At 59.0% G+C, this 11,531-nt stretch carries 15 protein-coding genes; 11 read left to right on the forward strand and 4 right to left on the reverse strand.

The features are described 5' to 3' along the window. The coding region (locus PHV01_RS12310; protein ID WP_337291453.1) for an alanine--glyoxylate aminotransferase family protein at window positions 1-826 on the reverse strand (826 nt) is incomplete at its 3' end. Window positions 827-1,077: 251 nt separating this feature from the next. After that, complete coding sequence (locus PHV01_RS12315; RefSeq protein WP_337291454.1) at window positions 1,078-1,428, reverse strand: zinc ribbon domain-containing protein; 351 nt, start codon at window positions 1,426-1,428, stop codon at window positions 1,078-1,080. A gap of 300 nt (window positions 1,429-1,728) precedes the next feature. Here PHV01_RS12315 and PHV01_RS12320 point away from each other — a divergent pair, with 300 nt between their 5' ends. From PHV01_RS12320 to PHV01_RS12370, 11 genes are all read left to right on the forward strand, one after another. Continuing rightward, a complete protein-coding gene (locus tag PHV01_RS12320) occupies window positions 1,729-2,064 on the forward strand; it encodes a hypothetical protein (RefSeq protein ID WP_337291455.1) in 336 nt (111 codons plus the stop codon). 17 nt (window positions 2,065-2,081) lie between these two features. Continuing rightward, window positions 2,082-2,606 (forward strand): RDD family protein, encoded by a 525-nt coding sequence (locus PHV01_RS12325; RefSeq protein WP_337291456.1) that lies wholly within the window; start codon window positions 2,082-2,084, stop codon window positions 2,604-2,606. Window positions 2,607-2,691: 85 nt separating this feature from the next. Next, window positions 2,692-4,035: a signal recognition particle protein gene (gene ffh, locus PHV01_RS12330; RefSeq protein ID WP_337291457.1), complete on the forward strand. Its 1,344-nt coding sequence runs from the start codon at window positions 2,692-2,694 to the stop codon at window positions 4,033-4,035. Window positions 4,036-4,062: 27 nt separating this feature from the next. Further along, on the forward strand, window positions 4,063-4,344 hold the full coding sequence (rpsP, locus tag PHV01_RS12335; RefSeq protein WP_337291458.1) for a 30S ribosomal protein S16: 282 nt from the start codon (window positions 4,063-4,065) through the stop codon (window positions 4,342-4,344). A gap of 44 nt (window positions 4,345-4,388) precedes the next feature. Beyond that, entirely contained in the window at window positions 4,389-4,673 is a 285-nt protein-coding gene (locus PHV01_RS12340; RefSeq protein ID WP_337291459.1) for a KH domain-containing protein, read from the forward strand. Between the two features lie 4 nt (window positions 4,674-4,677). Further along, window positions 4,678-5,211 carry a ribosome maturation factor RimM gene (gene rimM / locus PHV01_RS12345; protein WP_337291460.1) on the forward strand — a complete coding sequence of 178 codons (534 nt, stop codon included), beginning with the start codon at window positions 4,678-4,680 and terminating at the stop codon, window positions 5,209-5,211. Continuing rightward, window positions 5,198-5,938, forward strand: coding sequence for a tRNA (guanosine(37)-N1)-methyltransferase TrmD (trmD, locus tag PHV01_RS12350; protein WP_337291467.1), 741 nt, complete (start codon window positions 5,198-5,200; stop codon window positions 5,936-5,938). Before rimM ends, trmD begins: the two co-directional genes overlap by 14 nt. Window positions 5,939-6,024: 86 nt before the next feature. Beyond that, window positions 6,025-6,372, forward strand: coding sequence for a 50S ribosomal protein L19 (gene rplS, locus PHV01_RS12355; RefSeq protein ID WP_337291461.1), 348 nt, complete (start codon window positions 6,025-6,027; stop codon window positions 6,370-6,372). A gap of 5 nt (window positions 6,373-6,377) precedes the next feature. Further along, window positions 6,378-6,989 (forward strand): ribonuclease HII, encoded by a 612-nt coding sequence (locus PHV01_RS12360; protein ID WP_337291462.1) that lies wholly within the window; start codon window positions 6,378-6,380, stop codon window positions 6,987-6,989. 12 nt (window positions 6,990-7,001) lie between these two features. Beyond that, window positions 7,002-7,391, forward strand: a complete 390-nt coding sequence (locus PHV01_RS12365) for a YraN family protein (protein ID WP_337291463.1) — start codon at window positions 7,002-7,004, stop codon at window positions 7,389-7,391. Window positions 7,392-7,401: 10 nt separating this feature from the next. Beyond that, window positions 7,402-8,934, forward strand: coding sequence for a YifB family Mg chelatase-like AAA ATPase (locus tag PHV01_RS12370; RefSeq protein ID WP_337291464.1), 1,533 nt, complete (start codon window positions 7,402-7,404; stop codon window positions 8,932-8,934). 430 nt (window positions 8,935-9,364) lie between these two features. Here the strand turns inward: PHV01_RS12370 and PHV01_RS12375 are convergent, their stop codons facing one another. Further along, a complete protein-coding gene (locus PHV01_RS12375; RefSeq protein WP_337291465.1) occupies window positions 9,365-9,862 on the reverse strand; it encodes a DUF2141 domain-containing protein in 498 nt (165 codons plus the stop codon). Between the two features lie 106 nt (window positions 9,863-9,968). After that, window positions 9,969-11,102: a fatty acid desaturase gene (locus PHV01_RS12380; RefSeq protein ID WP_337291466.1), complete on the reverse strand. Its 1,134-nt coding sequence runs from the start codon at window positions 11,100-11,102 to the stop codon at window positions 9,969-9,971. Window positions 11,103-11,531 lie beyond the last annotated feature (429 nt).

Genomic DNA, 11,531 nt, shown 5'->3' on the forward strand with positions numbered 1-11,531 from the left:
CGGCGCGGGTCGCCCGCGCAAGCCGGTCATGCCGCGCGAAGAGCGCGGTGAGACCCTCCGCCCTGATCGCGGCGAGGGACTCGTGAAGCGCCATGACCAACGAAACCGCCGGCGTAAAGGTATTCTGGTTCTTCTCCAGGCTCTTCCGCTCCGCCAGGAAGTTGAAGTAGAACTTCGGAAGGCGGGATTGTTGCACCATCGCCCATCCCTTGTCAGAAACGGCGCAAAAAGCGAGGCCTGGCGGGATCATCAACCCCTTCTGAGATCCGCCCACAACGACGTCTACCCCCCAGGCATCCATCGGCAGGTTCGCCACCCCCAGACTCATAATGGCGTCAACGACCAGGATGGCTGGCGTCCTCCCCACGATCCGGGCGATGGCCTCAATATCGTGTATGACGCCGGTGGAGCTTTCCGTGTGCGTGGCAAAGACGGCCTTGATCGAGGGATCAGCCGCAAGCGCTGCCGCCACGAGGTCAGGTTCTACCGCCCGCCCCCACTCTACATCGATGTAGCACGGCTGAAGGCCATAGGCCTCGCAGATCTCTCCCCAGCGCTCGCCGAACTTACCGCTCCTGATGACCACGGCTCGATCGCCGGGCGAGAGCGTGTTCACCACCGTCCCCTCCATCCCACCGGTACCGGATGAGGTGAACAACAGCACCTCGTTTTTGGTCTGGAAGAGGAATTTGAGCCCTTCCCGGACGGAGGCGAGGAGGGCTTCATACTCCGGACCGCGATGGTATAGGATCGGCCTGGCCATCGCCAGCAAGGCGTCCGGAAGGACCGGAGTCGGCCCTGGCGCTAGTAAATGTCGCTTTTTCATCACTGCCTTTCGCGTCTAAAGAGCCTATCCTGAGCCTAATCGGTGGGCTCATACTTCGACAGACTCAGCATGAACGGGAAAATACCAACCGTTTCAATCCCCATACCGTTCGCCCTGAGCACGTCGAAGGGCGACCAGGGGTTTGCAGGGCAGGCACGCGGGTCCCTTTAATCCGTGCCGACTATATCCAAAACGGCGCGCGACTGTCAAGGTGAAACACGGTTCGGGAAGGACGAGCGCGCATCCATGGCTTACTCCTCGGTCTCTGCTCCCCCTCCGGCCGCTCCCTCTTCCTCCGCAGCCTCCTCCATCATCTGGTCGAAGTCCTCGCCGACATCCTCGCCCATCTCTTTCCCCATCCGCTTGGCCCAGCGCGCCACACTCTTCGGATCGTTCTCATCAAGATCGCCGAAATTGCTGGGGTCAGCCATTCGCTCGAAGCGGCTCTCTTCAGACTTGACCACCGCGAACCGGGAGAGCAGACGCGTCAGATCCCGACCCCCACAGCGGGGGCAGACAGGTGTAGCGGGGTTATGGATATTCCGGATCAGCAGGCTCACCCGCTTCCTGCAACTGCTGCACGCATATTCATAGATCGGCATGGTACACCTCGTTTCCGCTAAGGCTCATCACTATACAGAGCCTTTCAGCTCTCGGCATGGGCGAATACAACCCCCTACTCGTGTAAGCAGTTATCAGATCACCCCGCCGCTGTCAAGACCGGGTGCACCTGCCTGGTAGCAGACAGGTCAACAGTGGGTCACGGCGAACCTTGACAAGTCCATACAAAGGCGAGAGAATCACAATGTTTCCTGGGTGTTTCACGAGTCGAGACAGCTAGACCGGTTTCATTGTAGTCTGGCCCACCGCGCTTTACGCTGGAGTTGAGGAGGAATACCTTCATGGAAGTGCTCCGTTGGCTGATCCCGTTACTGGCAGTCGTGGCGATCTTTGTGGTGGGCGCGCGCACCGTCTTGTCATTAAGACGCTCCGAGGAGTCCCTGATCTGCACAACCTGCGGTGCTCAGACTGATACACCCCAGTCAAAGACCAGAGGCTCATTTGCGATCGAGATCGTGCTGTGGTTGGCGCTTATCATTCCCGGCCTTCTCTACAGCCTATGGCGTCAGTCAACGCATCGGAAGGTATGCCCCACGTGCGGAAACGCGACGCTGATTGTGGCGAACACACCCGATGGACGCAAGCTTGCGGAGCGGTTTTCCGAGGGGAAGCACTGAGCAGTGGGAGGGCATTCATGGGGACGGTGGGTAACGTGGCGTGCAGCGATCCTGCCGCACCGATCGACAGTGCGCCTATTATCGCGGAGCCTGAGGCCCGTTATGCCGGATTCTGGATCCGAATGGCGGCCTGGGTGATCGATCTCGCCTTTCTCTCTCTGATCACCATCGCTCTCGACCTTGCAGCGCTGGCAACCATTTTTCTCGGGGGTCAGTTAGGCGGCGAGATCAATGATCAGGTGGTGGCATTGGCTGGATATTCGAGTGCTGCCATCGTCATGTTGAGTGGTGTGGGGTATTTCACCATCTTCGTCGGAACGTGTGGACAGACCCCCGGGAAGATGCTTTTCCGCCTGAAGGTTGTCCGAACTGACGGTCAGGAGATGACGTATGGCGGCGCACTGCTTCGCTCGCTGTGCTGGATGCTCTCGCTCCTGCTCTTCGGCATTGGCTTGCTGATGATCGCGTGTACCCACCGAAAACGTGGCCTGCACGACATGCTGGCAGGTACGTCCGTGATCCGCCTCCAACGATCGCCTTGACGGCAACAAGACTCCTGTGTAGTTTTGACCTTGACAAGAAGCGAGGAGAGGGCTATTTTTAGGCGCTGCAAAGGGAGTGGGAGTAGTGCTTGAAGGTCTCACAGATCGATTAAGTCTGGTCCTGAAAAAGCTTCGTGGCCACGGGCGGCTCACCGAGGAGAACATCACTGAGGCGCTTCGAGAGGTTCGCCTTGCGCTGCTCGAAGCGGATGTCAATTTTAAGGTCGTCAAAGGGTTCATCGAGCGCGTCCGCGAACGGGCAGTGGGCCGTAATGTATTAGAGAGTCTGACGCCCGGTCAGCAGGTCGTCAAGGTCGTCTACGAAGAGCTGGTCGAGGTGCTGGGCAAAACACGCGCCCCGCTGACCTATGCGCCGGATCATCCTACGATCGTCATGCTGGTCGGCCTGCATGGATCAGGCAAGACGACGACGTCGGCGAAGCTGGCCCGGTGGTTCGTATCGGAAGGACGATCGCCGCTCCTGGTGGCGGCCGATACGGTGAGGCCGGCAGCCAGGGAGCAGCTCCAGACTCTGGGGCGGGCTATCGGGGTTCCGGTGTACGCCGGGGCGGGTTCTGCGCTGCAAGTCTGCCAGGAGGCAAAGCGCCTGGCAAAAGAGCACGGACAGAACCCGGTGATTCTCGATACCTCCGGGCGACTCCATATCGATGAGCCGCTGATGCAAGAGCTGGTGGCGATTGCTGCTGCGACCTCTCCGACCGAGCGGCTGATGGTCGCCGACGCCATGACCGGACAGGACGCGGTCAATTCCGCCCTCCGGTTCAATGCGGATCTTGATCTGACGGGGTTCATCCTTACCAAGCTGGATGGGGATTCCCGAGGCGGCGCGGCCCTCTCGATCAGGTCGGTCACAGGGAAGCCGATCAAGTTTATCGGTGTCGGCGAGAAGCCGGATGCCCTCGAGCCTTTTCATCCTGAACGGCTGGCTTCTCGGATCCTTGGGATGGGCGACATCCTGACCCTCGTGGAAAAAGCACAGGCGAGGGTGGATCAAAAACAAGCCCTGGACCTGGCGAAGAAACTTCGATCCGAGGGCTTTACGCTGGAGGATTTTCGCTTACAACTCCAGCAACTGAAGGACCTTGGGCCCCTCGATCAGGTGATGGATATGATCCCGGGGTTGTCACGGCAGAAGGGCCTGGCTGACACCTTTGCAGCAGAGCGGGAGTTCAAGCAGGCTGAGGCGATTATTAACTCGATGACCCGCAAGGAGCGCGAGATTCCCGAGGTCATCAATGGGAACCGGCGCCTGCGGATCGCCGCTGGAAGCGGCACATCTGTGGCGGACGTGAATCGTCTGCTCAAGCAGTTCGTCCAGGCCAGGAAACTGATGAAACATGTCATGCCGGGGGGTAGTGGGGCGAGAGGGAAAATGGCAAAGCGCCTTCGGTCCTTTATGGGAGCGTGACGGCGAGCGGATGAGGGGGAGACAAAGATGGCTGTAAAGATCAAATTGCGGCGGATGGGGGCAAAGCAGCACGCCTTCTATCGCCTGGTCGTGGGAGACTCACTGGCTGCAGGGGGCGGTAAGGTACTGGAAACCCTGGGTACCTACGATCCCCACGGGGAGCAGCCTGCGCTCTCCGTGCAGGCGGAGCGTGCATTGCATTGGTTGCAACGGGGCGCTGAACCTACCGACAGCGCCAGACAGCTTTTGCGGCGGGCAGGTGTCATGCGGCAATTGGCCGAATTGAAGGCCGCAGGCAAGGGTCAATAACCCTGGGTTCGTGACCAAAGCATAACGCACCGGAAGGAGGGAAGATGGAAGACGGTCCGTCAGTTCCGAGTCAGGATACCATGGAGGAAGCGAAGGCGCTCAAAGAGCTGGTAGAACGGATGGCCATGGCGCTGGTGGACAGTCCGGACCAAGTGACCGTCGATGCGGCAGAGGAGGACAATGCGTTGGTCCTCCGCCTGCGAGTGGCCTCCTCCGATGTCGGCAGGGTGATCGGAAAGCAGGGCCGGACGGCCAAGGCGATGCGTACCGTACTGCACGCCATCGCAGCCAGATCGAAGCGTCGGGCCGTCCTGGAGATTCTGGAATAGGTGAATGCCGTCGCCATACCTTGTACTGGGTAGGACTGTCAAGGCTTGGGGGCTGAAGGGAGAAGTGAAAGTACAGCCCTTCGCTGACTCGATCGCGATTGCAGCAGGGTCGGCAACCGTATACCTCAGGGGGGCCGTGGGCGATCTTGCTGAGTATATCGTGGAGCGAGTTCGGCCGACGGCGGGTTCAGCCTGGATCATGCAATTACAGGGCGTACAGACCATTGAACAGGCGGAACGTCTGGTCGACCATGAGGTGCTCATCCCCAGGTCGGCCGCCCCAACGCTTCCAGAGGGAACGTATTACCATGCTGATCTCATCGGCCTTACGGTCGTGACTGAAGAGGGCCGAAAGCTTGGACGGATCGCCGAAATCCTGGAAACGGGCGCCAACGATGTCTATGTGGTCCACGGTGAAGATGAAGATTCGGAATGGCTGCTTCCTGCGACCCGAGAGGTCGTGAGAAGGATCGATCTTACAGGGGAGATCATGCTGGTCCGTCTTCTGAAAGGGATGATCGAAGCTGAGGCAGTATGACATCCTCACACTCTTCCCCGGGTTCTTTCAGGGACCGCTTTCTGAAAGCATCCTCAAGCGAGCCCAGCAGCGCGGTTTCGCACAGATCACGGTCCACGATCTTCGGAGTTATGCTCATGATCGTCATGCCATCGTGGACGATCGACCGTACGGGGGTGGCGCTGGAATGGTGCTTAAACCCGAGCCGATCCTCGAGGCGGTTGCAAACCTCCGTTTGGAGCAAGAGACTCATCTGGTCCTTCTGACCCCCCAGGGCCGTCCGTTTAAACAGGCGATTGCCCAGGAGCTTGTCGAGCACCACCACCTGCTGTTGGTGTGCGGCCGGTACGAGGGGTTTGACGAACGGGTAAGAGCGCTCCTGGCGCCCGATGAGATTTCTATCGGGGACTACGTCCTGACAGGGGGAGAACTACCGGCCCTTGTGCTCCTGGATGCCGTCATCCGGCTGATTCCCGGCGTACTGGGTGATGAAGAGTCGGCCCGGTACGACTCTTTCGTAGACACGTTGCTGGATTTTCCCCACTATACGCGGCCACAAAGCGTTAAGGGGCTTGCGGTCCCGGACGTGCTGCTGTCTGGCGACCATGAGCGGATCAGGCGCTGGCGCCGAAAGGAGGCCTTGCGGCGCACGCAGGTCCGTCGGCCGGATCTCCTACAGCAGGCCGAACTGGACGAAGAGGACCGTCAACTCCTCACGGAGATCGACGCAGAGGAGGAGAACGGTTAAATGGTCTGAGGTGTGATGTGTGCAGTGAGCGTGTTTCGTACCTCGAATTTGGCACGTTGGACTTATTGTATGTCGGAGGCTGAATCATGAATGTTATCAGCAGCGTCGAAGCGGCCTCGCTGAAGGCGCAGATCCCTGACTTTTCGCCTGGCGACACGGTCAGGGTGCAGGTGAAGGTCCTGGAGGGCGATAAGGAAAGATTTCAGGTATTCGAAGGGGTGGTCATCCGTATGCGCGGCGACGGAATTCGTGCGACCTTCACGGTACGTAAGGTCACGTACGGTGTCGGTGTGGAGCGCATCTTCCCCATCCATTCCCCCATGATCGAGAAGATCGAGTGCATAAGACGGGGTCATGTCCGTCGGGCGAAACTCTACTACCTGCGAAAGCTGAAGGGAAAAGCTGCCCGGATCTCAGAGCGCAAGCTGAGGTAGAGGGAATGCCTGCGCTGCGGCATGCAGAGGTGGAGACCCGCCTCCGTGCCGCAGGGCATCACCTTATTGCCGGTGTTGATGAGGTCGGGCGGGGGTCCCTGGCCGGGCCGGTCCTGGCTGCCGCGGTGATCCTTCCGCCGGCTTGTGCGATCGATGGGGTGGATGACTCCAAGGCGCTCAGCGTATGCCGGCGCGAGCGGCTCGACCTGGCGATCAGGGCCGAGGCGGTGGCCGTCGGCTTCGGCGTGGTCCAGGAGGAGGTCATCGATACCCTGAATATCCTCCAGGCAACTATGCTTGCCATGCGGCGTGCCATCGAGGCTTTGAATCCGCCCCCAGATTTCGTCCTGATCGACGGCGATCGATCCCCAGACTGTTCCACCCCCCATCAACTGATCCCCTCGGGAGATCGTCTCTGTTTCTCCATCTCTGCGGCTTCCATCCTTGCAAAGGTTGCTCGGGACCGGATCATGCAGGCATATGACCTGGCCCTCCCGCAATACGGCTTCGGCCGACACAAAGGGTACGGAACCCCGGAACATCTGTCTGCCATTGCGCGATTCGGGGTGAGCCCTATCCACAGGAAGGGCTTCAGGGGTGTCCGGGAATATGTATAACAGGGTCTGCAAATGAAAACCGGGCGGTCGGCTCTGGGAGCGGAAGGAGAGCGTACAGCGAAGGCGTATCTGCAGGCCAAAGGATTCCGGATCCTCCACGAGAACTATTCGACCCCGCTCGGCGAGATCGACCTGATCGCGCAGGACGGTGGCGAGGTGGTTTTCGTGGAGGTGAAGGCCCGTACGTCAGGTGAGTTCGGTCCGCCGCAGGCCTCGGTCACACGTCGGAAGCAGCACCAGATCGTCAGGGTGGCGAAGCTCTACTTGCAGCGGCAGAGGCTCAGCGAGACGGCTTGTCGCTTCGACGTCGTAGCGGTAACATTTGCAGGGGGCCAGTCGGGACAGCCCGAGATCCTCCTGATCCGGGACGCCTTCGGCAGCGAGGGGACCACCCTCTTTTGATGGAGTGACAATGCTGGCCAAGGTGTTATCCAGCGCGGCGTTGGGAGTCGAGGCCTACCTGGTCGACGTAGAGGTTGACATCGCTCAGGGCCTGCCCAACTTTAACACCGTCGGGCTGCCGGATGCAGCGGTCAAGGAGAGCCGCGATCGGGTGAGGGCAGCCATCAAGAACTGCGGGTTCGACTTTCCCTCCAGACGGATCACAGTAAATCTGGCGCCGGCCGATATCAAGAAGGAAGGCGCCTGTTTCGACCTCCCCATCGCCTGCGCTATCCTGGCGGCGATGGGCCTGATCAAGCCGGACCGACTCCAGAGCCATCTGCTCCTAGGCGAGTTGGCGCTGGACGGCGGTGTCCGAGGGGTCAACGGCGCCCTGCCGATGGCGGTCGCAGCCGCACGTCACCGACTTGCCGGGATGATCCTGCCTGCAGAGAACGCCCCAGAGGCGGCCGTGGTGGAAGGGATCCAGGTCTATGGTGTCGAGACGCTTCCGCAGGTCGTGGAGTTTCTGAACGGCGTACAGCAGGTGCCGCCCACGCACATCAACCTCCAGGATGTCTTCGCGCAGCACGCCAGCTACGGCGTCGATCTGGCCGACGTAAAAGGGCAGGCCCATGCGAAGCGGGCGCTTGAGGTGGCGGCGGCCGGCGGCCATAACATCCTCTTCATCGGACCCCCGGGCTCCGGCAAAACAATGCTCGCCAAGCGTCTTGCCACTATCCTGCCTGACCTGGTCCTGGAGGAAGCGATCGAGGTGACGAAGATCCATTCCATCTGCGGCCTCGTACCTTCTCGCACGGCGCTGGTGGCAACCCGACCCTTCCGAGCGCCTCATCACACCATCTCGGATGCCGGGCTGATCGGCGGCGGCACGATCCCGCGACCCGGCGAGGTAAGTCTGGCACACCACGGGGTTCTCTTCCTCGATGAGCTGCCGGAGTTCAAACGGTCCGTTCTGGAGGTGTTACGTCAGCCGCTGGAGGACGGCACGGTCACCATTGCGCGCGCGGCGACCTCCGTCACCTACCCGGCTCGTTTCATGCTGGTCGCTGCGATGAATCCTTGCCCATGCGGCTACTTCACCGACCCACAGCGGCCGTGTAGCTGCTCCACTCCCCAGATTCAGCGATACCGATCGCGGATCTCCGGCCCGCTGCTGGACCGGATCGACCTGCACCTCGATGTACCGCCACTGCGTTATCGGGAGCTGACAACCGATTCCCAGGGAGAGCCTTCTGAGCAGGTGCGGACGCGTGTCAAAGGGGCCAGAACTCTCCAGCAGGAGCGATTCAGGCGAACTCGGACCTTCTGTAATGCCCAAATGGGCGTTAAGCAGATTCGCCGACACTGCTCTATCGGGCCAGATGGACAGGCGCTCCTGGAAACCGCCATCGAGCGGCTCGGGCTGTCCGCAAGAGCGCATGACCGGATCCTCAAGGTAGCTCGAACTATTGCCGATCTCGAAGGTCACGAAACGATCCGGACCGACCATCTGGCAGAGGCGATTCAGTACCGGACTCTGGATCGCACCCCATGGCGGTAGGCTGGGTTGAGGAACGAAACCCAGTTCAATTGTCTTGGCGGTATCACTGGAAGTTGCTGCATATCGATGGAAGTTAGCGAACTGCTGGGATTCGCTTCACTGATCCTAGCCTACAGTAGGTAGATATTCAGACCGGGAGATCGCATGCGCCTTAAACTCCGCGACTACAAGCTGCTGCTCCTTCCGTTTTTTGCATTGATCACTCTCCTTGTCCTCGGAGTTGTCTTCAGGATGCTCACCAAGTAGCCCTGCCGTATGTTTGCCTCTATAGTACGGGAGGCTGGGTAAGGAAAAGAAACCCAGTTCCACAACAGTCATACCGGCACAAAGGCGTACGGAGAATTATTGGACTGGTACAGGAGGCTTTCTGGGTGGGGAGAAGCCTTCAACGTCTGAAGCGACCGGCTCTTAACTTCAACAGATCAGGGTTTCAGCGGCCTGATGCTACCGGATAGCTTAGTTGAATCTCTAGGGGCATCTGACTGTATGGGACGCGAAATGCCGCTTGTGCATGGCGAGGTGGGCCTATGAGCGTTTGGGGGTTGTTCGAGAAGCCGCCGCCCTCGCTAGGCAACCCGATCCAGTTCTTGTCAAATTTCCCATTGCTGTTCTCATCATGATACACCGCAGCGGCGTATACGCCTGTCTTTGGCGTAATTACGCAAAATACTACGGTCCCGCGCTTCGCCGGAATGCGCTGCTTTAGGAGTTTCTTGCCTTTCGCGAGGAAATCGTCCGGGTTGTCGCCATACAGGATGAACATGATATTTCCTTGATCGCTCCGGACTCCATGTACTTGGACATCAATGGCGGTGGAGGTGCGGTCACATGCTCGCTCGATTGCCTCGATCCGGCCAGGTATACCCCATGATAACAACAACAGGCACGCAAGCCCGAGGCCCGATAACACTGACAGTATGCGATGCATGGCGGATTGATTATCCCTACAGTTGCCCAGGGCGCACACCCTCGACGAAACAGATCATGTACTGCCGCTCAATGGAAGAGGCTAGCTGCGCGCCCAAGCTTCCAGTTTACCGCGCATACGACGCCGTTGCTGGGTGACGCCAGACCTCTACTGGATTTTGTCCGGCCTCTCCTGCCGCTCTTGCGCCTCGCAGGAGTTCGCGGACTGCAGCCCAATAACTAGGCATGATCGTTCTTCTGTATACCGAGTCCTCGGGTAGCCCCTCCATTAAACGGCGGTGGGCCTCTCCCATAGAATGATAAGGCATCAACGGGAACGCGTGATGAAGGGTATGGTAACGTAATCCAACGGGAAATAAGAACAGCGTCAAGAGAGACCGTTCCCCGATCGTCAGGGAGTCCTCGATCTGTTCCTCGTATGTCATCCTGCTTCCTGCATTCGCATACCGGTGCGCAGTGAGATTACGAACCCAGTTCAGGCTGATCGTCCAGACCACCAGGCAATACACGAGACCGATCGTCGTCCACGTGATCCATCCTTTCAACAGCAGCGCGAGCACGACGACCACCCACAGAAATCCGAGCAGGTCCCACACCACCCAAGGTCCCCGAGGCTCCGTTGGTGGGATGATGCGGTGATAATACGGGTTGATGATATAGGAAGACCAGCGTTCCATCACCCATTGCCGCAACCGAGGATGGAGAAATGACAGCGGCACTAAGACCAGGAAGCGAAAGACGGTCAAAGGCGGCAGTACGAGGACCTGCGCAAGATACAGCAACGTTTCTTGAACAGGCGCCGAGCCCAACGGTAGATACTCTCCATCAGCCGGCGTGCCGAACTTACGAGGGTGATGATGGTCGAGATGGTTCCTGTACAGGAGCGAATGCATGAGCAGGGGCACCCCGACGGCAAGATTCCAGGCGATACGAAATCCCGCCATAGAGGGCTCCTCCCTATGGACAATCTCATGGATAAAGATCCCAGCCCGAAACAGCGCAGGTCCGGCCAGCAGGAATGCGCTGATCTGCATCGGCGAAAAAGCCGGGGCCATCAGGTACACAGCGACACATCCGTATCCAATGAAGATCGTAACCAGGAAATCGATCCAATAGAGTGCGGGCTTGGGCGCGAACAGATCCTGAAGAAGCCTTTTCGCCTCTGAGCGCGAAAACGGCCGCGATCCCGGCCCCTGCCCGACAACAGAAGACACCTCTTTCTTATAGTCGTACAAAGTCAACCTCCCCTCCGTAAGCCACTGTTAATACGCACGGCGGTACGTCCCACAAGGATTTGTCCGTCAAGGGCATATTCGCCGTCGCTATCGGAAGCGCCAGGGGATGATAGCTCCCACAGGTGATTGAAGCCTCTCCAAATATAATGGCGCAACAGCCTTCACTGGCAATGGGTACGCTTCCCGGGAAATGAGAAACGCCACCCAGTTGTTGTGCGGAAATCTAGCTGAACATTCGTAGGACCAGGTATAAGTATATATTTATACCATAGAAAGGTCAACCAGGTCAAGATCGGCCCCTCAACTGAGAGTAGAGTTATCATACATGGGTAACACTCCCCCCTGTGGTAGAAGAGTGGTGGTCGTCCAACTCGTCCACCCAACCAGGAAGGAGGTTACCCGTGCCACACCTTATCAGGGAACAGCGCATTCGAC

The organism is Candidatus Methylomirabilis sp., from assembly GCF_028716865.1.
In the GTDB taxonomy this organism is placed as follows: domain Bacteria; phylum Methylomirabilota; class Methylomirabilia; order Methylomirabilales; family Methylomirabilaceae; genus Methylomirabilis.

What these genes read in the sequence shown, in the direction of transcription:
- PHV01_RS12370 (WP_337291464.1), top strand. Translation starts at nt 7,402, where the DNA reads ATGCTGGCCAAGGTGTTATCCAGCGCGGCGTTGGGAGTCGAGGCCTAC.
- PHV01_RS12315 (WP_337291454.1), bottom strand. Translation starts at nt 1,428, where the DNA reads ATGCCGATCTATGAATATGCGTGCAGCAGTTGCAGGAAGCGGGTGAGC.
- PHV01_RS12320 (WP_337291455.1), top strand. Translation starts at nt 1,729, where the DNA reads ATGGAAGTGCTCCGTTGGCTGATCCCGTTACTGGCAGTCGTGGCGATC.
- PHV01_RS12360 (WP_337291462.1), top strand. Translation starts at nt 6,378, where the DNA reads ATGCCTGCGCTGCGGCATGCAGAGGTGGAGACCCGCCTCCGTGCCGCA.
- PHV01_RS12340 (WP_337291459.1), top strand. Translation starts at nt 4,389, where the DNA reads ATGGAAGACGGTCCGTCAGTTCCGAGTCAGGATACCATGGAGGAAGCG.
- PHV01_RS12365 (WP_337291463.1), top strand. Translation starts at nt 7,002, where the DNA reads ATGAAAACCGGGCGGTCGGCTCTGGGAGCGGAAGGAGAGCGTACAGCG.
- PHV01_RS12325 (WP_337291456.1), top strand. Translation starts at nt 2,082, where the DNA reads ATGGGGACGGTGGGTAACGTGGCGTGCAGCGATCCTGCCGCACCGATC.
- rimM (WP_337291460.1), top strand. Translation starts at nt 4,678, where the DNA reads ATGCCGTCGCCATACCTTGTACTGGGTAGGACTGTCAAGGCTTGGGGG.
- PHV01_RS12375 (WP_337291465.1), bottom strand. Translation starts at nt 9,862, where the DNA reads ATGCATCGCATACTGTCAGTGTTATCGGGCCTCGGGCTTGCGTGCCTG.
- rplS (WP_337291461.1), top strand. Translation starts at nt 6,025, where the DNA reads ATGAATGTTATCAGCAGCGTCGAAGCGGCCTCGCTGAAGGCGCAGATC.
- rpsP (WP_337291458.1), top strand. Translation starts at nt 4,063, where the DNA reads ATGGCTGTAAAGATCAAATTGCGGCGGATGGGGGCAAAGCAGCACGCC.